Origin of the sequence: Rhizobium sp. FKY42 (genome assembly GCF_005222835.1) — a bacterium.
In the GTDB taxonomy this organism is placed as follows: Bacteria; Pseudomonadota; Alphaproteobacteria; order Rhizobiales; family Rhizobiaceae; genus Neorhizobium.
The window spans coordinates 38247-58604 of record NZ_STGA01000015.1 but is presented as its reverse complement, the minus strand read 5'-3'; the positions used below and the strand labels follow the sequence as shown (position 1 = coordinate 58604).

Genomic DNA, 20358 nt, shown 5'->3' with positions numbered 1-20358 from the left:
CCGTATTGGTGAAATGAGATTGGTTTCTCTATCCATAAGGTTAGCTTGCTGACCAAGGAGGGTTCGCAAAGACTGCACCGTCATCTGGCACGGCTTGCGGGGTCTCTTCATGAAAATCATCCTGGTCAATCGTTATTTCTTTCCTGACCAATCCGCGACAAGCCGGGTGATTTCTTCCATCGGATTTTCGCTGGCTCAGCGAGGCTTTCAGGTCGTCGCACTCGCCAGCCGCGGAATTCATAACGAGGATGGCCACTTCCTGCCGCCATTCAGAGCAATCAATGGAGTGCGCGTAAACAGGCTGGCGAGCGCTGGTCACGGTCGGCGAGGCTTGGTGCGCCGTGGTATCGATAGCGTTCTGTTTCACATACTGGCGTTTTTCTGGTTACTCCGGAATGTTTCAGCGTCCGACATTGTGGTTGTGTGTACGGATCCGCCTTTGCTGTCCGTCAGTTGCAATATTGCAATCAGGCTGAGGAAGGCAGTCATGGTCAATTGGATCATGGATCTTTTTCCGGAGACAGCAACCGAGCTGGGCTTTTTCGGACGCTGGCCGAGATTTAGTCGGGTGTTGTCAAGGATGCGCGACTGGTCGCTTGCAGCGCCGGGGATAACTGTCTGCCCGACCGGGAAGATGGCTGACTACCTTCGCCATCGTGGGGGAGCGCGCGCCCGGCTTGCGGTCATGCATCACTGGTCTGATGGCGAAGAGATCTATCCGGTGGCTGCCTGTAGCAACAAGCTGCGGTCCGATTGGGGCCTCCATGATAGCTTCGTGATCGGCTACTCGGGCAATTTCGGCAGAGCTCATGACTTTGAGACCATGATTGCAGCGGCTGCACGTTTGAAGCACCGCAGTGACATCCGCTTTCTTTTGATCGGAGGGGGACATAAGCACGCCTCGGTTATGGAGCGCGTTCGCTTACTCGAACTCGACAACGTTATCTTCAAGCCTCTGCAACCTGTTTCGAGCCTGGCCGAAAGCCTGAGCGTAGCAGATGTCCATCTCATTTCACTGTTGCCAGAGCTGGAGCACTGCATAATTCCCAGCAAATTCTACGGCATTCTTGCAGCAGGGCGCCCAACCATATTCATCGGCGATCTCGACGGGGAAGTGCCCCGCGTTCTTCGTGCCAAGAGATGCGGCGAGAGCGTTGCAATCGGCGATGTCGATGCGCTTGTTACGATGATCGAGCAATTGCGCGACAGTCCGGAAACATGCGCTCAAATGGGTGAGGCGGCACGGCTGCTCCAGATCACCGAATATTCCCGCGACAAGGCCGCAGACGCCTGGTGCACCTTGATCGGAAGACTTCAAGAGGCGCAAAATCCAATAGCAACCAAGCCGCAGGAGATTGCATGATGAACGGCAAGGTGGTGGTAAGCCAATTAGGCGCCCGCATGCATTACGCGGTGCCCAGGATATTTGCTTCAGCCGGGAGGCTCGCCCATTTTTACACTGACATTTGCGCGACAAAAGGCTGGCCAAGAATTGTAACATCCCTTCCGTCCATGATGTTTCCGGCACCTGTCAAACGTCTTTCCGGTCGTCGGCCAACCGGAGTGCCATCCAAGCTAACAACGGTTTTTTCGAACTTCGGGCTTCGCTCCGTCATTCGCCATATGCAGACGAAAGACGCTGTAGAGGAAACCGCCCATGCAATCTGGGCTGGCTCTCTCTTCTCGCAAATGGTCGCGCAGAACGGATTTCATGAGGCCGCAGGCCTCTACGCCTTTAGCGGCGACGCTCTGGAACAAATGCAGGCCGCCCGGCAATTGGGGATGTGGACGGCCGTTGAACAGATGATAGCACCGCGCAATACGCTGGATATGCTGATTGCGAAAGAGGAAGAGCGATTTCCCGATTGGGCCATAACATCGCGAAAAAACCCCTATGCACAAGTCTTTGCTGACCGTGAAAAAGCCGAATGGGCGCTGGCAGATTTCATTATATGCCCCTCGGAGTTTGTGCGGACACATGTGATTGCACAGGGCGGCGATGCAGATCGCTGCGTGCTCGTGCCCTACGGTGTTGATCCAAACTTCGCTGCAGACCGCAGCGCGCGCAGGCTTGGTCCGCTTCACATTTTAACAGTTGGAGAAGTGGGGCTTCGCAAGGGATCGCCCTATGTGGCCGAAGCGGCGAGGATCGTAGGTGTGGCCGGGTATTTCAGGATGATCGGAAAAGTGGCGATTCCGGACAAGATTGTCAGACATATCTCCCAAACAGTGCAGCTAAAAGGAACTATTCCGCGCGCGCAAATGGCAGCCGAGTTCCGCTGGGCTGACGTTTTCCTGTTGCCCTCGGTTTGCGAAGGCTCTGCGACGGCAGTCTTCGAGGCACTTGCGGCCGGATTGGCAGTCATCACAACCGAAAATACCGGAAGCGTCGTACGCGATGGCATTGAGGGCTTCATCGTCCCTGTTGGCGATGCTCGTGCGATCGCAGCAGCTGTGGCAAAACTTGCCGCCGACGACGGATTGCGCGCGTGGATGTCGGGCAATGCGCTGAGGAGAGCCGCTGAGTTTACGGTGGAGCAGTACGGAAAGCGACTACTGGCGGCATTGCCCGATCATGAATCCTTGCCACCTTCCCATCACTCTTCCTACGGCCGCGGGAACTTTTCGATCTTCCCAGAGAGGCGCTACCCCTGATGAAGATTGTCCATATCATCGCCTCCATCGATCCCAAGTATGGTGGACTGCAGGCCGTTGCAATGCGTATTGCGGCTGCCCAGTGCGGTCTTGGCCTTCAGGTTCATATTGTCAGCTATGGCAGTCCCGCCGTGCAAAGGCAGGTTCGGGAGATCGGGCTGGGTATTCCCAACTTTTCCTCAATACAGTTTCATGTGCTGCCTGACCCGGGCAGGATCGAAAGGCTTTTGTGTATTGAAGGTCAGCGGGTCCTGCGTCAGGTGCTGGAGGGAGCGTCTTTCCTCCACATCCATGGTGTGTGGGAGCCGATCCTGGTCTATGGATCGAAGTTGGCGAAGGCCAAGGGAATTTCCTATTGTGTCTGCCCTGCGGGCATGCTCGATCACTGGAGCTTGCAGCAGAAATCCTGGAAAAAGTGGCTGGCCTTGCGCCTTTGCCACAGAAAGATGCTGAACGAGGCAGCGTTCCTGCATCTCCTGAATATAGACGAAGTTAATGCAATTCAGCCGATGGGTTTGCGTTCTGCAAGACTTGTCATTCCAAATGGAGTGTTCAAGGAGGAGTTCGACCCTCTGCCCGAAGAAGGTCTTTTCAAGAAGGCGATGTGCCTTCCTCCTGAGCGGGGCTACATTTTGTTTCTGTCCCGTCTGCACATCAAGAAGGGGCCGGATATTCTGGCCATGGCTTTTGCTGCAATCTGTGACTCCTTTCCCAACATTGATCTGGTGATAGCCGGTCCAGATGGCGGGGCGGAAGGTGACATCATGGATCTGATAGAGAAGCTGGATATCGATCATCGGGTTCATCTGGTCGGGCCGATCTATGGCGAGATGAAGATCAGGGCGATGGTGGATGCGAATTGCTTTTGCCTGCCGAGCCGACAGGAAGGTTTCAGCATGGCGATAACCGAAGCGCTTGCTTGCGGCACGCCGGTTGTGATCACGGACCAGCGCCATTTCCCTGAAGTTGGTTCTGCCAATGCAGGCCTCATTGTTTCCCTGGAACCTGCCGAAGTGGCAAAGGCGCTGGCAGTTATGCTGAACAACGCGATGCAGGCCAAATCGATGGGCAGCAATGGCCGCAGGCTCATCCTGGAAAACTACACCTGGCCCGCCATTGCCGATGCCACGCTTCGAGGCTACCGCCTCAGCGCATAGGAGGCTGCGGCCTCCTCGCGGCGGCGACCTACCGGTTTGGCAGGGTTCCCCACGTATATCGTCCATGGCCTCAGAGACTTGGCAGTTACGCCTCGCGCGCCGAGCACCGCTCCTTCTCCCACAACGACGCCCGGCCCGACGAAGGCCTCCGCCGCGACCCAGGCGTTGGCGGCAATTTCAATCGGCTTGGTCAATAACGGAAAGGCGCTATCCTGGACATCGTGCGAGCCGGTACACAGATGCGCCCGTTGAGAGACGGTCGCGAATTCGGCAATAGTAACCGTATCGACGCAATAACAGATCACGCCTGGCCCGATCGATGAATAGCGCTGCATGACGAGATGGCCCGGCCACCAGATGACGGCCTTTGCATGCACCATGGCAGTCGAATGGATATCGGCGCCGAACAGTCGCAGAAGATAATTGCGCCAAGGCCTGAAGAATGGTGGCGTCCAGACCGCAAACAGCTTCCAGGTTACCATCCAGATCAAGCGCTTCAGGCGAAATCTCAGCGCAAATGTAGGTCCGCCAAAACGGGGCAGCGTGGTGGTGGAATGGCTGAAGGCGGGATCTTTGTAACGTGAGAGCATTAATAGCCACCTGTCGCAGGATCGAGAGCAGTTGTCTGACGCCGGTTGCCTGCTTCCGCCGGGATGACCGCCAGCAGCAGGGCCGGAGCCGCAAACATCAGCATGTGCACCCATACCATCAGCACCCAATCGGTCTGATGCGAGATTGCATGCATTGCGGGGATGATCGAGAGCACATAAGTGAATTGTGCGGCAAACTCTCCCTGGTTCGCCGTGACCCAGATACGCCGCACAAGATAGGCCAGAAGATAGAATTTCAGCGCACCGAAATACCAGAATGACTGAAAGGCGTCTGCCATACCGGTTTCAGTCGTCCCGATAATCGGGTCGTAGTCCCGTGGCATGCTGGGAACGGGAAGCATGAAGGATTGCTTTATATCCGCGCCGACCAATTGTGCCGGGACGAAGTTGAAGACAAGCCGGTTCCAATGAAACTTGCCGAAATCGAATTGTAGCGTCGTCGCGGTATTTTGCATCCTGAAGATGGCATTACGCATCTCGTCTCCGCCATCAGTCAGTACCTTGGAAAGATTTCCGAGGAAATCGATTTGCCGGATCTCCTCCCACAAGGGGGCGGCGTTGGCCTTGGTGATGGCGCGGTAGTCGCCCATACTGTTCATGGAAAGCGTGCCAAGCAGAACGGCAGCGAGAACCAGCAGGCGCGGAATGGCCTTGCGGCGATAGAACCAGCAGGAGAGCGCAAAAATTATGATTAGTTCGATAGCTTCCGCGCGCTTGCCTGTGACGATGATGCGATCAAGATAAAAGACGAGGTCGAAGGTGACGATGGCGATGGCCCACCAGGAGAAGCGGCGGGCTATGCATAGCACTGAAATCGCCAGCCCGTAGCTGAGCAGGCGCGAAAAGAAGATATACACAACCGGAACACCGGTCATCTGGACAGCAATAGTCAGTTCACCGGGCAACCTACTTAGCTCGTAGTAGAAATAGGCCCCGGCAACGGAAAGAAGGGCGGCCACCAGTAACAAGCGACCCTCGTCGAAATCGATGCGAAAGAAAGATATCGGTTTTGCTTTGCTGTTCCATCCCCACCAGCACATGAAAAGGCAGAGCATCATGAACACTATCGTTCTGGCAAAGGCTCCGGCGGGTAGAAAGCTTTCCGATGCCAGGCCCGGTGCCTGTGGCAAGATGAAGCTGAACGTGATGACGCCCGTCAAAAAAGGAAATTCGTAGATTCTCTCCTGCCGCAGCATTCCCCATCCCAGCAGTAACAGGGTCGTCAGCAGAAGGCAGATCGCCAGAAAAGTGTTCATGGCAGCCTGCTTGTCTTGGCTGCTGCTTTGCGCGGCAACGCTGCACCCACTCCGAAAAGGCTGGTGCGCAGATCGTAGGCAATTGACTTTACATATTCCTTGAAGATTTGTGGTCCATCGACGTCAAGGGCCAGAACCCAGTAAGGTTTCGTAGTCTCCGCTGGCACTGAGACCCACTGAATGGACGGAATGACGGAGCGGAACCGTTTCACTGCCCGCTTGGAATGATACCAACTGGTGACGAGGATTGCGCGGTTGACCCTGAGGTCGTCCAGGATTGGCTGCGATAGCGTTGCATTATCCCATGTCGTCTTTGAGCGGCATTCTGTGACGATCGCCCGCGTCTCGACGCCTGCCGCAACCAATGCCTGCCGCAGATACTCGCACTCGTTATACCCTGTCACAAGAACGAACGCCGCCTTTCCGTGGTGCCACAGAGCTGCGGCCTGCTCAACGCGCGGCGGGCCGTCCCCGCCGAGCACTACGATTATGTCGGCATCAATCGGCTCATCCCGCTCCACCAGAAACGTCTCGGCAGAAACCAACGCTAAACCGTATAAACCCGTGCAAGCGATGGCGGTGACTGCCAGATAAAGAAGCGTACTGCCCGCCAGCCGTAAGCTACGGTTCAGTCTCGATGGTCCGGATCGTCTTTTCACGCTTTCGGTTCCGATGCCGCGGTGTCCCAAAGGTTCTCGCTTGTCCATCGCCTCATTCTCCGGCCAGAGGTGGAATGGTGACGCGTGGCGACAAGATCGCCTCTGAAGTGGATTGTTTGTCACTGCGATGATCGGCCAAAGGGCGAAAAGCGCCCTTGTGCACCCCGAGTTTCGATAGATTGCCGTCCGCCGCCAAGACCAAAAGAGTGTGCAGACCAATTGGAACGACAAGACCTATTGCCATCAGCTCGCTCGCGATATTTGCGCGAATTCCGAAATAGCCGATGGCCCCGCAAATGGCGGAGACGATCATAAGAGCATTTGTTGTTGCGGTGGCGCTCAGGCCATAATCCATCAAGAGATGATGAATGTGCCAGCGATCGGCAGACATCGGGCTGCGACCGGCCATAAGGCGGCGGACGATCAAACTCATGGTATCCGCGACCGGGAGGATCACCACCCATATCAGAGCCGGGAATGCAACTGCCATGCTCCCTGTGGCCAGAAGCAGAATGATGTAGCCAATCGTCGCGCCCAGAGCGGTACTTCCGGCATCGCCTAAAAACACGCTTGCACGCACCTGCCATGGGCTGCGCATATTGAAAACAAGGAATGCGCACAGGCACGCCGCCAGCGTCTCCAGCGGCGCTACGAGCCGCGTCATTCCCGCCAAATTCGCGATCAACATCAGCCAGATCAATGCAACGAGTGCAGTTCCGCCGGCAAGTCCGTCGACCCCGTCAAGCATGTTCCAGGCGTTCAGGAGGCCGGTGACGAACAGAACACCGACAAACAGGAACAACGGAAGAAAGATATGGGGATTTTGGAAAAACAACGCTCCGATGGAAAGTGAGCCGATATTCGTGCTGCTCACGAGTGCAACGGCCATGACCAGCTGCATCACGAACCGTACAGCAACAGGAAGTGGACGGCGATCATCGATGACTCCCATCAGGAGAATGACCATCAGTGAAAACCAGAAGCTGAAGCCCAATGTGTCCGTCTGCACAGTCGCCACGGAAACGATGGCGAATGCCGCGAATATGGCAATGCCACCGCATAGAGGAACAGCGCCGCTATGCCGCTTCCTCTTGGAATCGGGCAGATCGACAAGCTGGATGGCGACAACCAGACGACGGAGAATCAAAACAAGTGCTACGCTCAGGACAAATGTCACAATGGTATTGATGAACAATGCAGGCATAACTGTCCTCCTTTTCTCAATTCGGGCATTGGGCGGGAGAGGAGGGAGGTAGCGAGGCTCTGCCTTTTTCCTTCCGCATTGAATAGTCGAAAGCCGTTCGTGCTGCGCAGGCAGAGGCTCAGTTCTTAGAGTGATGGTGGTGACCCAGAGCCGATCGCAACTCTCAACCAGATCCTATGAGACCTCTATGCTGATGGGTATGAGCACCAATGAGTGTTGGTCCTCCACCATCGGATCAGGGAGTGGAGATTAGAGGCCGCCCGCCTTCAACCTATGGCGACCGGGAATCCAAAAGCGGTAGGATGTGCATCAATTGAGTTAGAAATGATCTGACGCGTCACAGTTTTGTAGTTTGCCTATTCGAAGCCAGACGCCTCAGCATTTGTGAATATGCCGATCCAATCGTGAAAGCCGGAACCGTTTGACTGATGGGGGGTGCCTACTGTCGGAGTTGAGGATCCATCAAGGTGTTCAAATTCAGATAGGGAAGAACCGTTGGAGGGATCGATCCACAGTAATCGTTTTGTTCCATCCGGGAGTAAACTGAGATCAAGCGTAACTCTGTCGATGCCGCGGGCATAAATAACGGCAAACCTTCCATCTATATCGCGTGCGGCAAAAATCGCGCCTTTTGCTCCCGTTGTGGCTTTCACCAAGACCCCCTGATCTGGCTGCAGCTTCCACCATTCAAGCTGTTTGAATAGGCCGGCAAGGATGCTGATGCTGCGCGCTCCCTCGCTGTAAAGAGCTTGCTTCCAAGTTACGGACGAATGGAAAATGCCCTTGCCGGAGAAATGCCATACGGGATTGTTTCCAAATATCTGGCCGCCCGCACCTGAGAGAAGCGCACCATAAGCTGCAAGCCGTATATCGCTTTCATCTGCGCCATTTTCTCCCTCATACTTAGCCTCGATGAGGAAAAACGGCCGGTGCGGTCCGGCCCGGTATCGTGCAATCGTGGAGCCTGCCGCATCGCCATAGGTATAGACGGTATCGATATCCAGCCAGCTTGCCGCCTGCCAGTACGCATGGGTGGTCGTATCCCTATTGGCATGAACGGTTTGAACGGCACCCGGAGCGACACTTGCGATACCCTTGGCCACCGCATTCACGAGGGTCCTGTCCGGAGGATCGTAATCTCCGCCCTGTACCCAGATCAGGTTTGGGAATTTTCCGAGACGCGCCCCGACATATTGTCCATAGGCACTGAGCCTGTCGGTTCCCGCAGCAACCATCTCCTCGTACCAACCTTCTGACCCTCCATTGGCCCCCAGATATGCGGGGCAGAGAAGGACCAACATGTCTTGACGTGCAGCCGCTTCGATGAAACGTGCAGCACGATCGAAGTAAGCATCGTTTGGCTGGGCGAAAGCCATGCCATTGAACGGAACCTCTCCATAGTGGTTGGCGGGCGCATTCCTTGCGAATTTGTGTTCGAGGAGCGAGACAAGGATAGTATTGAAACCCTGACGCTTTCGCGTGTCGAGGTAATGCTCGGCATCTTCAAGAGACAGGTCGGCGATCATCGACCATGCGCTGTCTCCTATGAGCAGGAACGGGTGGCCCCGGCTATCTTGGAGATAGCTGCCCTGAGGTGGCATGGACAATGGGAAAACGGCATCCTGAGCCATGGATGGAAAGATCGACAGCAGCCACACGATAGAGGCCAAACAGACAATGCCGCAGTGGCATCTCATCAGAAGAAGCCTCGGATGCTGGTAGGATCCGATCGATACAATCGGCATCGGTTAAAGTCTTTCGCGGACAACGCGAAGCCAGTTCTTGAGCGGTAGCGGCACATAGGTTCGCAAACCGGGACGCAGCCCCGCAGGTATGGTCCAACTGTCTATGTCAAGCGGTGGCGTCACGCCCCCTCTTTCTGCTGCAGCCGTACTTATTATCTCGTGATATCGCCTGGCCATGGTCTCGATACCGAAACGTTCAGGAACAATCCTTCGAGCGCAGAGCGATATGCGGTCCAGCATATCCCTGTTGCCGTCAAGCATGGCGATCGCGGAGGCCGCAGCCGTGTAGTTGCCTACCGGGAATAGAAAGCCTGTCGTTTCATGGTCGACTACTGTATCGGTAACGCCTCTGATACGGGAAACGACTGGGACGCATCCTGCCGCCATCGCTTCGATCAGGGTCATGGGCAAACCTTCATAGCGCGACGGCATGATGAGCACGTCATGATTGGCCATGATGGTCGGAATCTGCAATGGCGAGACCGCACCAAGATAGTCTACCTGCTTCCAGTATCCCGACAGCCGCCGTTTAAGCTTGGCCATGTCGGGACCATTGCCAACGATGGTCAACTTGATTTTTGTTGGCAACGCATCGAGAATTTCCCTAAGCCACAGGACGCCTTTTGACGCATCCTCAATTCTTCCCACATACAAGACGCGCAATTCGGATGGGTTCTTTTCCCGGTCCGGGACGCGCTCCTTGAACGCCTCCGTATCCACCGCATTCTCGATGACATGCGTGTTTCCTGCAGGAAAGCCGTATCGTTCGACAAGATCCATTCGACAGCGCTCCGACACTCCGATTGTCGTATGCGTATAGTCCCGTATCGACCTTGCTGCGGCATAAGTTCCAGGCGTTATGTTGTGAACGACCATGATGCGAAGGATATGTTCGGGCAAATATCGCGCAATATTGGTCTGTAGCCGGTCGCCGAGAACATTGATGATGACGCCGTCGAAATTGTGTGTCCTGATTGCATCCACCATTCTAACGGCGCAAGCTCTCTCGCCCAGCCCCACGGGTAACGTCAGCAGATCGCCAGTCGGTACCTCATCCTGCATCGTCACCGGTATTTCGTATCCTTCTTCACATGCACCGAACCATCGAACCTCATGACCATAGGGCGCAAGTCCGGCGCGGAGGCTTTTGAAGACGGAAAAGGTGCCGCCGACATGCGGAAGAACGAAATAGGCAAGTTTCATCGGTCAAAACCTCTTCCGGAGTGATCGCGGCGCGCACGAACGATTGCACTGAATACTAAAAGCTGAAGAACCCCAGGATAGCTGCAAACATGGGTGGCGGCATGCATCCTTCGGTGGATGCCAGGGCTGATTTGCTGCCGGACGAGGTAACAAAAGCGCCATAAGGCGCGATGGTCGTGTGATGCGCGTTTGATATGAGTGAGGAGCGCGGTCGGCGCGGCTCACGGTCAGGATATCCGATGAAAATAAGTCTGCTCGGACAGTTCGGCTCTGGCAATTCCGGCAACGACGGATCACTCGAGGCAATGTTGATATATTTGCGCAGATGTCGACCTGATGCAGAGTTAGTCTGCATTTGCTCCAATCCGGATCTGATCGCAAAACTTTACAACATCAAGGCCGTGGGTATTGGAGGCTCGCCGAACTCCTCCCGCTGGGCCAGAAACCTTGACAAGTTGATGCTTCGGCTGCCGGGCCGACTGTCTTTATTCTTTCTATCTATGGCACAACTAAACGGCTTCGATCTCATGATTATTCCAGGCACCGGCATACTCGATGACTTTCAGGAGAAGGCCTTTGGTTGGCCCTTTGTCTTGTTTTGCTGGTGCGTTACCGCCAAGCTCTGCCGAACCAAAATTGCCTTTGTCAGCATTGGCGCTGGTCCAATCAATGGCACGCTGAGCCGCTGGTTCCTTCGCTCCGCCGCTCTCATGGCTTCGTATCGATCCTATCGCGATGACTATTCGCTTGAATTCATGCGAACGCTTGGTGTCGATGTATCAACAGATCGCCGTTACCCGGATATAGCCTTCACGCTTCCGACTCCAAAGCCTTCAATCAAACCGACTGTATCAGACCGGTTATCGGTTGCGGTTGGGGTGATGCATTACCGCGGATGGCGCGTCAACGAGCCTCGATCAGAGGATATTTATGAAGACTACGTCGGTAAAATTTCCACCTTCGTCATTTGGCTCTTGGCCAAGGGATTGCACATTACCCTCGTCACCGGAGATATCGCGGATCAGGCTGCATTGCAGGATGTTATGAAGCGGGTCGTGTCTGCGGTCAGCGATGAGAGCGTTAGCCGGATGGAAATGGGCACGATTGGTTCCCTCCACACTGTTATGTCTCAGCTCAGCACGGTCGATCTGGCAGTTGTCTCGCGCTACCATAATCTGGTGAGTTCATTGAAATTGAATAGACCAACTATTTCAATTGGTTATGCGAGAAAGAACGATGATCTGATGGAAGAGTTCGACCAGCAGAGATACTGCTTTCAGATCGAGACCTTCGAACTTGATGAACTTAAACGCGTGTTCGATGAGCTTATCGATAGTCGTATCGTCATTCAAAAACGCATTGGACAGGTGAACAAGCGCTGGCAAATGCAACTCCTGGAACAGCAATTACTTCTCAGTGAGCGATTGCTTACCAAGGGATAGAAAACTGGAGAACATCGAAGCGTAAACGGCGTCAAACGAGGTCCATCCGGAGGGTGGCTCCCATATTCGATCTATTGGATTGAGAACACGACATGACCACACCACGCCGCGCATTCGTGATGTCATCGATCGAACAATATGTGTCGCTCGTCATAAACGTATCTGTTGTTGCAACGATGGCGAGACTATTGACGCCGGACGCCGTTGGGCACGCAGTTGCGGGGCTCGGCATAGGAGCAATCTTGCTCTCACTGAGGGAATTCGTGACATCGGAATTCCTCATCCAGAAAGCCGAGGTCAATCATGGCGATCTTTGTACCGCTTTCACTGTGCTGTTGCTGATCACTGCTTTAATCACTTCGGCAGTTTTGCTTCTATCTCCGGCAATCGCAACCTTCTACGGAGCCCCCGAGCTCTCGCCTTTTCTGTTCTTGGTCATGATGTCGGCTTTTGCTGAAGTGATCTCGCAGCCGATCATCACAATCCTCAGGCGCAATATGACGTTCGGTGTTCTTGCCAATATTCGAACCGCTTCCCTGGTCGTATCTGCATTGACCACGGTCAGCCTTGGAATGCTCGGCCTCGGCTATCTAAGTTATGCTTGGGCCATGCTTGCGGGCTCTGTTACACTTGCCCTTCTCGCCGTCCTCATTGCTCCTTTCCCACTGTCCTGCACATACAGGCTAAGCTTGGTCTCTTGGCCTGCGGTATACAGGTTCGGTCGATTCAAGGGTGCATCACAGGCAGTCGACCGGATATTTGAGAACGTCCCGCAATTGATCCTGGGCAAGGTCATCTCTATGGCCTCCGTCGGCTTATACAACAGGGCCAATACGATATGTGGCATTCCCGATCGTGTGGTCATGTCGGCGTTCTATGCCATGGCATTTCCCGTGCTTGCGAACAGTGCACGCGAGGGCAAAAATATCAAGCAAGCCTACATCCGCACCCTAAGCTATCTTTCGGTGCTGTACATGCCCGGTGCGCTCTTGGTCGCGGTCACTGCCGAGCCGATCGTCAATCTCGTATTGGGACCTCAATGGCACGAAGCAATCCTTCTGGTACGGCTGATGGCGGTTGCAGCTGCCTTCTGGTTCGTGGCTATTGTTACCAATCCGCTTTTACTTGCGCTGGGCCAAAATCGAGATGCGTTTTTATCAAGTCTTTTTTGCCGCAGCGTGGCTGCGATCACGCTTTGTGGTGCCAGCACCCATGGCGTCCTGGCCATGGCACTCAGCCAGTTCGTTTCTCTGCCAATCCAGATATTGATCGCAATCTATTTTGCCAAGCGGCATTTGGGCTTCACAACGGCGGAATTTCTATCGGCGATTTATCCAAGTTTGACTGTTACCTTCCTTGCGCTGACAGGGCCTCTGATCGTGCTGGCTACCAACGACAGCATGGAAATGATCCAGTTTGGCCTTACGCTCCTATGTGCAGCATGTGGCTGGCTGGCGGGTATAGTGATCATAAGACACCCATTTCTGGGCGAGGTCCAACTGATAGCAGGGCATCTCCTCCATTCCTATGCGAAAGTCTGCCGGTGCCTTACCAGTCGCGGAGTGTAGCCCAATGGCGAGCATCGATGTTGTGGTTCCGAACTACAATTACGGGAGATATCTGCGGGCCTGCGTCGAGAGTATTCTTGAGCAGGAACATGTCACGATCAGGGTCCTGATTATCGATAACGCCTCGACTGATGACAGCCTAGACATTGCCAAATCGTTGGCTCGGGATTCCCGCGTCGAGATCTCACTCCACCCGGTAAACCGCGGGCCGCATGCATCTTTCAATCAAGGTATTGACTGGGCTCAAGCTGATTACTTCCTGTTGCTGTTTGCGGACGATTTTCTCGTGCCGGGCGCCTTGAAGCGAGCGACCGATGTCATGGAAGCTGATCTATCAATTGCCTTTACCTATGGTAGGGACGTAGCCTTGACCGGTGATGGGCCAATTCCGCCTGTCCCAAATCAAACGGATCCTCCCTCGATACGCATTCATGAGGGTACCGATTTCATAAAGCGGTTTTGCCGCCTTGGTGTATTTCAAGTACCCGGACCCTCAATAGTCGTTAGGACAGCAGTGCAAAAGCGCGTTGGTCACTATCGTAGCGAACTCGTCCATAGCGACGACTATGAAGTGTGGCTAAGGCTGTCAATGCATGGAAAGATAGGAGAGCTTGACTGCATTCAAGCAGGAATCCGCTCGCATGGTGAGAACCGGTCGACAGAGCTTTGGTCACACCAGATACAGCATATCCTGCATACAGCTGCCGCCGCCTCAAGCTTCTTCGACAATGAAGGTGGGACCATGGCGGACAGCTACGCCCTGCGACAGCTTGCGCGGCGCGGCATTGCCGATCGGGCCTACTGGTCCGCATTCTCCCATCTTGTGCGCTGCGACCGAGAGGCAATCGAGCTCTTCAAACTTTCCTTTAACCTTCATCCCATGAACGCGGTGATCCCGCCCTTGAGCTATCTGGCGGCTCGACCGGACACTCTGAAAAGGATCCACACATTCTTCACCAGCCTTTTCTGATACACACAAGCCATCTGCAAAACCTCGCTTGCTTTTATGATATTCCAAAAGCTGATAGCCCAAGCGAAATTTTACGACGTACACCCAGCATGTGATGGTGTCGTGGATATGGATGTTAGTCGATTTGCCTAAATTTCAGCTGTCGCGACAAGACGAAGCAGCATGGATAGCGAAGTGGACCCCGTACGACGCATAATAGACGCTCGGTGGTTCTCGATGGTGCGCTGGCTGAGCTTCATTTCAGCGGCGATGATCTTGTTCGGCTCGCCGGCAACAATCCGTGCCAAGATCTGACTTTGCCGTTGCGTCAGTTGGGCGAGTTTCGTCCTCGCAGCTTCTCTGCGGGTTGTATGTTGGTCGTTGCTTTCCAGCAATTCAAACGCCGTTTGTACGCTTGCCTGGATTTCCTCAGCCGAGAACGGCTTTTCAATGAAGTCAATGGCACCATGCTTCATGGCTTCCACTGCCATCGAGACATCGCTATGGCCGGTGATGACGATAATGGGGGACCGGCATCCGCGCTCCTTGAGCAGTTTCAACAGTTGCAGGCCGTCCATTCCTGGCAGGTAGGCATCGATAAGGATGCAGGTAGCCTGCTGAAGAGAATGCCGTGCGAGATAGTCTTCGGCAGATGTGTAACTGACAACGAAAAAGCCGATACCGGTAAAAATTGCCTCCACATTTTCCCTCACGCCCTGATCATCGTCGATAATCTCAACACATCTCCTTGAAGCTGCTTCAGCAGCGGAGGGGGCTTTGGTCAAATTGGTTTCCTGTGCGTGAGATAGTAGATGATGGATAGCGGCAACAAGCTCTGGCAACTTAGTAGGTTTGGTGATGTGCGGGATCTGCTGTTTCGCATAGTTTTTCAGAGCGCGGCTTGATATATCGCCTGTCAGGATCAGTGCGGGTATCTTCCGCCCGAGGATGCTACGAATTTCTGCAATAGCTTCAAGCCCATCCGACCCGTACGGCAGATTATAGTCTGCCAAAATGAGATCCGGCCTATGGCCCATATACCGAACCGTTTTTACCGCTTCATCAGCATCTCTTGTCACGGTGACGATATGGCCCCCCTTTTCGAGGCCTATTTTAAGGAGATCGCGCATCGCATCTTCGTCTTCAATGACCAGTATTGATGCAGGCGCCACGCTTTCTTCACGCACGTGCTGGCGCACGCTTGGAGGGATACTTACCAACACTTCGCTGTCGTCGGCACGCTCGATGTCAATCGAAAATACAGAGCCCCTTTCCAATTGAGAGCGTACTTGAACATTGAGGTCAAGGAGGTCGCTGAGGCGCTTCACGATCGACAGCCCCAATCCTACCCCCTGTGAAGCCATGCCCGACCGTGGCTCTAGCCGATGATAATCCTCAAAAACGCTCTCTAGCTCCTTTTTAGGAATACCAATGCCAGTGTCCCAAATCTCGAGCCGCACCTTTCTGCCACGAGGTCTACATCCAACGAGAATCTTGCCTGTACGCGTATACTTGACCGCATTTGAAAGAAGGTTGCGAACGATCTGTTCCAACAATCGCGGATCGGTGGCTACCGCCAGACTGGATTGGACTATGCGCAGCTCCAGCCCTTTGGCCTGGGCCTGATAAGCTATGTCTTTCACGAGACGTTGAAGAATGCTTGTGATTGCGAAGCTTTCTGGTTTGACTTGAACTATCCCGGCCTCAATTCGGTTGATGTCTAGCACTGTATCAAGGAGGCCGGACATTGAAGCAAGCGTATCCTCCATCCGCTTTACCAGCAGTCGGGACTGATCGTTTTCTACGCTGCTCTCAAGCAACCCCTGGAGGAGCTTCAGCGTTTGCAAAGGTTGGCGAAGATCGTGACTTACCGCGGCTAGAAAGTGGGATTTGGCGGCGGTCGCGAGCTCTGCAGACCGCTTGGCGTGTTCCCTATCTTCCGAAAGCTGCCTTTGCGAACTCATGTCAAGAAAGGTAATGACAACGCCTTCGGTCATACCCTGCCCGGTGCGAAATGGCTTTATCCTACGAATGTACCATCGCCCGTCGCGGGCAGCTATCTCCTTATCGATTAGACCTCCAAGTTTCAGGGCTGCAATCGCATCTGGCTGCAGATCAGGATCATCCATAAGCATGCTGATATCAGAAAATGGTCTACCGATATCAGACGGGATGACATTGAAGAGCAACCGCGTGGCAGGTGTAAAGAACCGGATGTTCAGCGCACGATCAAGAAATAGCGTTGGTACATCGGTGCTATAGAGAACGTTTTCCAAATCTTTGGAAATCGCCCTCTGACGTTCCAACGTTTCGTGAAGCTGGGTGTTGAGAGCGGTCAATTCCTCGTTCAGGGATTGAAGCTCCTCCTTGGAGGTAACCAGTTCTTCGTTTGCGGACTGATACTCCTCGCTGAGAGAGAGCGCTTCAGCTGTAATAATCTTTTGTTCTTCACTTGAAAGTTCCAGGTTGCGTATCGAACTGTTCAGTTCAGCACGCGTTTCCTCGAGCTCTTGTTCAAGTTCAGACACGCGGTTTATGTCAATTTGTCCGCCCACTGGCCGGGCCGGCTTGGCCAAGACAGGGCCTTCCTCCATAAAGCAAATCAGGAAAAGCTGCTCTCCCTGATGAAGGAGTGGTTCCACGTGGATACTGAACCGATGATCCTTCTCGTCATACCGGATGGTGGAACCGCTAACGACAGCCTTCTTTTGATCTTGGCTCGCACAAAAAATGGCTGATCGAAGCTTGCTGTGTAGTGATTTCGGGGTGATGGCGAATAGGTCGAGAGAGGCAGGACCTGCCGCAATTTTCAGGAAGCGCTCTGTCGGACCAATCGAATAGAGGTATTCGTATCGACGATTGATCAGGATCGTTGCAGGCACATAGCGACCAAGCAAGGCATTAGAAACGACCTCGGCGAAGACATTTTGCCGCGCGGCGACAATCCTCCTGTTTGCGATTGCGGGAACGTGAACAGCGTCGCTGGATGTCATGTTGAACTGGAAATCGCCATATCCACGATGTGAGATTCTCTGGTAAACGCGCTCGGACTTTCCAATAAGTTTGAAACGATCGTCCAGGCGTCCAATCGTTTCCGACTTTCCGAGGACAAGGATCCCACTTTCGCGCAACGCGAAGCCAAAAAGGGCAAGCACCTTGGCTTGGGCTTCTGCGTTAAGATAGATGAGCACATTGCGGCAAGATACGAGGTCTATTTTAGAAAACGGCGGATCTGTTAGAATATTCTGAACCGCAAAAATGACGCAGGCACGCAATTGTGGTGCAACGTAATATCCTTTCTCGTTTCGAATGAAGTATCTCTCGAGCAGGTCCGGTGGCATGGAGGCGGCGGAAGCTTCCGAATATTGTCCCTCCCTTGCGAAGGCCACTGCCTCAGAGTCCGCATCGGACGCGAATATCTGCAGCTTGATCCTCAATTTGAGTGCCTTGATGCAATCGAGAAACAGCATAGCCAGTGAGAAGGCTTCCTCTCCCGTACTGCATCCGGCAACCCAGACTCTCAGAGAACCATCCTCTGCTTTGCTGGCCAGCATCCCAGGAATTATTTTCTCACGGAGAAGAATGAACAGATTATCATCGCGAAAGAATTTGGTGAAATTGATCAGAATATCGTTTGCGAGGGCCTGCCTTTCCTCGTCATCATTTCTGAGAATATCAATATATCGTCTGATATCGTCTTTTATGTTTAGAACGGCCATTCTTTTTTCTATTCTTCTTAAGAGCGTACCGTGTTTATACGAGGAAAAATCATTCGGAGTGGAGTTCTTCAGCACCTGGATGATTTCGAGAAGATTGGCCTTGTTCACAACCGAGTTCCCATCGGGCGGCAATGACGCGGCGTTGCGCTGCCGATTCATGATCGCATCGGCAATCTTGGCGACCGGCAGGACTTGCGCATCGATTGAATGTGACATTGCATTGCGCGGCATACCGTCAAATTCGGCCTCACTCGGATCCTGAATGAGCACTAGTCCACCGGCTTCTTCGATAGAGCTGATTGCAACCGAGCCGTCCGCCCCGTTGCCCGACAAGATTACGCAGATAGCCAACGACCCGTATTCTTGCGCCATCGATGTCAGCAGAAAATCAAAAGGGAGTCTGACTCCATGCCGTTTTGGCAGGGGGGTCAAACGAATTTCACCTGCCTTAACAGCCATCAGGAGTCCTGGTGGAATAACGTAGATATGATCAGGCTCGATGACTGCGCCATCATACGCCTGGATGACCTTCAGAGGCGTTTCACTCGAAAGCAATTCAACGAGAAGACTTTCGTGAACGGGATCCAGATGCTGCACCAGCAGAAAGGCAAGCCCCGTTTTGGAAGGAAGAGCATGTAGCAGCTCCCTGATCGCGGCGAGGCCTCCTGATGAGGCACCAATTCCGACAATATGTGTTTGGATATTTGAGCCCGACATACCCTTATCCGCGCGTTACGTTGGGCTATGCCCAGCAGATTGCATTTTCCGTTGCAGCAGATTCGAGCCATGACCGTTTGGGTCGAATGCATGGTCAGACGTAAGCAGTAAGTTGACGTCTTCTGTCAAACTTAGATGCGCAGACGCCAACAATCCGAAATAGAATATCACTAATTTCAAAACAACTTATAAATTGACGCGTAAATTAATTAGGTCGCCTGAACCCTACTGCCGTGCATCCAGAGTGAACATAAGGCAATGGCAGATCACAGGCAGTCTGGCGACATCTCATTAGGTTGATTAGCTTTCACTTGAGTATTTTCCGATGCTTTCGCGTTCACGTTATCCTGCTGTAGCTTTGCAATCACACGATGCCAAAACGCCGTTGTGAAGCCTCTAATAGTAGAAGGCATTCTCAAAGACCAAAAGTCCGATCCGACGATGCCTAGCAGTGAAGCCCTCACGACTTGGGAACCTTTTTTGGAGAGATCCATATGCAAAGTGAAACTTTTGCCTATCGCGCGGCCGCCGGCTACAAGCAACTTGCTGCTATACCACGATCTCAAACCACACTCGCCGTAACTCAGGAGTATCCGTTACAAAAGCTCGCAATTATCGATAATCGAGCTCTTGAGCGTGAATGTCTTGCTCAAAGCCTGACTGCTCATGGGTTGAATATGCACATGGATCTTTATTCATCCTTCGGCGATTGGCGCACGAGTTGCGACCAGTCACATTCAGGCCTTTTGACATACGTTGGACGAGGTGAACTCTCGCATGAAAGTCTGATGCGCGACCTGCAAACCTTGATTTTGGATTTTCCGAGCTTGCCTGTTGTTATTCTGGCAGAGACACCGGACATCCGGCAAGCGCTGCGCGCGTTCGAAGTCGGCGTGCAGGGTTACATCTCGTCTGCAACCGGGCTTTCGGTTTGTGTTGGCGCGATATCCCTCGCCCTGGCAGGGGGAGCGTTCATATCGGCAGAAGATCTGAGTGAGCTTCGACAGCTTCTACGGGTTGCGGAAAGCAAGGAACGTCACTGGGCAAATTTGTTCACTCAACGAGAAGCCGACGTTATCGATGCATTGACACAGGGCAAGCCTAACAAAATCATCGCCTATGAACTCGATTTGCGTGAAAGCACCGTCAAGGTCCATATCCGCAATATCATGAAGAAGCTGAATGCACGAAACCGGACTGAGGTCATCTTCAGAATTTCCGATCTTTTGCAGCAACAGGACAGGACTTGGGAAAGCACAAACTGATCCCGTTGCTGATCGCACACGCAGACGGTGACAGGTTCAAAGCTTTCTCTAGGAGCAATTGGATACACCTTTCCGGACAACAGTGTGCGAGACAAAACGCACCGAACTATTATTGTGCCGGACGAACGCTTTCGTAGCCGAACCACATTTAACCCTTTCGGTCGATCTCGTGAAACGAAAGGCTGACTAGGCTGGGTTGCCCTCTTCA

Annotated in this window: 14 protein-coding genes; 7 read left to right on the top strand and 7 right to left on the bottom strand. The window is 53.5% G+C overall.

What is annotated here, in order from left to right; genetic code table 11:
- Positions 1-109 precede the first annotated feature (109 nt).
- Genes E8M78_RS06935 through E8M78_RS06925 form a run of 3 tightly spaced genes read left to right on the top strand, consistent with a single transcriptional unit; the run spans position 110 to position 3812 of the window.
- Positions 110-1363, top strand: a complete 1254-nt coding sequence (locus E8M78_RS06935) for a glycosyltransferase family 4 protein (protein WP_170973348.1) — start codon at positions 110-112, stop codon at positions 1361-1363.
- Positions 1363-2655, top strand: a complete 1293-nt coding sequence (locus E8M78_RS06930) for a glycosyltransferase family 4 protein (protein WP_137134371.1) — start codon at positions 1363-1365, stop codon at positions 2653-2655. The genes E8M78_RS06935 and E8M78_RS06930 overlap by 1 nt, the downstream gene beginning before the upstream one ends.
- Positions 2655-3812 (top strand): glycosyltransferase, encoded by a 1158-nt coding sequence (locus E8M78_RS06925; RefSeq protein WP_137134370.1) that lies wholly within the window; start codon positions 2655-2657, stop codon positions 3810-3812. The genes E8M78_RS06930 and E8M78_RS06925 overlap by 1 nt, the downstream gene beginning before the upstream one ends.
- Here E8M78_RS06925 and E8M78_RS06920 read toward each other — a convergent pair.
- The 6 genes from E8M78_RS06920 to E8M78_RS06895 form a co-directional block, all read right to left on the bottom strand.
- A complete protein-coding gene (locus tag E8M78_RS06920) occupies positions 3794-4402 on the bottom strand; it encodes a putative colanic acid biosynthesis acetyltransferase (protein WP_137134369.1) in 609 nt (202 codons plus the stop codon). The two genes, E8M78_RS06925 and E8M78_RS06920, sit on opposite strands and share 19 nt — an antisense overlap.
- A complete protein-coding gene (locus E8M78_RS06915) occupies positions 4402-5679 on the bottom strand; it encodes a hypothetical protein (protein ID WP_170973347.1) in 1278 nt (425 codons plus the stop codon). Before E8M78_RS06915 ends, E8M78_RS06920 begins: the two co-directional genes overlap by 1 nt.
- A complete protein-coding gene (locus E8M78_RS06910) occupies positions 5676-6386 on the bottom strand; it encodes a YdcF family protein (protein WP_137134368.1) in 711 nt (236 codons plus the stop codon). The genes E8M78_RS06915 and E8M78_RS06910 overlap by 4 nt, the downstream gene beginning before the upstream one ends.
- Before the next feature lie 4 nt (positions 6387-6390).
- On the bottom strand, positions 6391-7542 hold the full coding sequence (locus tag E8M78_RS06905; RefSeq protein ID WP_137134367.1) for an MraY family glycosyltransferase: 1152 nt from the start codon (positions 7540-7542) through the stop codon (positions 6391-6393).
- A gap of 356 nt (positions 7543-7898) precedes the next feature.
- A complete protein-coding gene (locus E8M78_RS06900; RefSeq protein ID WP_246658248.1) occupies positions 7899-9212 on the bottom strand; it encodes a DUF4038 domain-containing protein in 1314 nt (437 codons plus the stop codon).
- Between the two features lie 78 nt (positions 9213-9290).
- Positions 9291-10490, bottom strand: coding sequence for a glycosyltransferase family 4 protein (locus tag E8M78_RS06895; protein WP_137134365.1), 1200 nt, complete (start codon positions 10488-10490; stop codon positions 9291-9293).
- 239 nt (positions 10491-10729) lie between these two features.
- On the opposite strand from E8M78_RS06895, the gene E8M78_RS06890 reads away from it, so the two are divergent.
- The 3 genes from E8M78_RS06890 to E8M78_RS06880 all read left to right on the top strand — a co-directional run bounded on the left by E8M78_RS06890 (position 10730) and on the right by E8M78_RS06880 (position 14470).
- Positions 10730-11932, top strand: coding sequence for a polysaccharide pyruvyl transferase family protein (locus E8M78_RS06890; RefSeq protein WP_137134364.1), 1203 nt, complete (start codon positions 10730-10732; stop codon positions 11930-11932).
- Positions 11933-12024: 92 nt separating this feature from the next.
- Positions 12025-13500, top strand: a complete 1476-nt coding sequence (locus E8M78_RS06885) for an oligosaccharide flippase family protein (protein ID WP_137134363.1) — start codon at positions 12025-12027, stop codon at positions 13498-13500.
- A gap of 4 nt (positions 13501-13504) precedes the next feature.
- Positions 13505-14470: a glycosyltransferase family 2 protein gene (locus tag E8M78_RS06880; RefSeq protein WP_137134362.1), complete on the top strand. Its 966-nt coding sequence runs from the start codon at positions 13505-13507 to the stop codon at positions 14468-14470.
- Between the two features lie 128 nt (positions 14471-14598).
- Here E8M78_RS06880 and E8M78_RS06875 read toward each other — a convergent pair whose 3' ends face one another.
- Positions 14599-18885 carry a chemotaxis protein CheB gene (locus tag E8M78_RS06875; protein ID WP_137134361.1) on the bottom strand — a complete coding sequence of 1429 codons (4287 nt, stop codon included), beginning with the start codon at positions 18883-18885 and terminating at the stop codon, positions 14599-14601.
- A 494-nt stretch (positions 18886-19379) separates the two neighbouring features.
- Between E8M78_RS06875 and E8M78_RS06870 the strand changes: the two genes are divergently transcribed.
- Positions 19380-20150 carry a response regulator transcription factor gene (locus tag E8M78_RS06870; RefSeq protein ID WP_137134360.1) on the top strand — a complete coding sequence of 257 codons (771 nt, stop codon included), beginning with the start codon at positions 19380-19382 and terminating at the stop codon, positions 20148-20150.
- Positions 20151-20358 lie beyond the last annotated feature (208 nt).

Bases quoted from the DNA above. Each gene is read 5' to 3' on its own strand.
- E8M78_RS06905 (WP_137134367.1), bottom strand. From the start codon at position 7,542: ATGCCTGCATTGTTCATCAATACCATTGTGACATTTGTCCTGAGCGTA.
- E8M78_RS06930 (WP_137134371.1), top strand. From the start codon at position 1,363: ATGAACGGCAAGGTGGTGGTAAGCCAATTAGGCGCCCGCATGCATTAC.
- E8M78_RS06935 (WP_170973348.1), top strand. From the start codon at position 110: ATGAAAATCATCCTGGTCAATCGTTATTTCTTTCCTGACCAATCCGCG.
- E8M78_RS06880 (WP_137134362.1), top strand. From the start codon at position 13,505: ATGGCGAGCATCGATGTTGTGGTTCCGAACTACAATTACGGGAGATAT.
- E8M78_RS06910 (WP_137134368.1), bottom strand. From the start codon at position 6,386: ATGGACAAGCGAGAACCTTTGGGACACCGCGGCATCGGAACCGAAAGC.
- E8M78_RS06895 (WP_137134365.1), bottom strand. From the start codon at position 10,490: ATGAAACTTGCCTATTTCGTTCTTCCGCATGTCGGCGGCACCTTTTCC.
- E8M78_RS06890 (WP_137134364.1), top strand. From the start codon at position 10,730: ATGAAAATAAGTCTGCTCGGACAGTTCGGCTCTGGCAATTCCGGCAAC.
- E8M78_RS06915 (WP_170973347.1), bottom strand. From the start codon at position 5,679: ATGAACACTTTTCTGGCGATCTGCCTTCTGCTGACGACCCTGTTACTG.
- E8M78_RS06885 (WP_137134363.1), top strand. From the start codon at position 12,025: ATGACCACACCACGCCGCGCATTCGTGATGTCATCGATCGAACAATAT.
- E8M78_RS06870 (WP_137134360.1), top strand. From the start codon at position 19,380: ATGCAAAGTGAAACTTTTGCCTATCGCGCGGCCGCCGGCTACAAGCAA.
- E8M78_RS06920 (WP_137134369.1), bottom strand. From the start codon at position 4,402: ATGCTCTCACGTTACAAAGATCCCGCCTTCAGCCATTCCACCACCACG.
- E8M78_RS06875 (WP_137134361.1), bottom strand. From the start codon at position 18,885: ATGTCGGGCTCAAATATCCAAACACATATTGTCGGAATTGGTGCCTCA.
- E8M78_RS06925 (WP_137134370.1), top strand. From the start codon at position 2,655: ATGAAGATTGTCCATATCATCGCCTCCATCGATCCCAAGTATGGTGGA.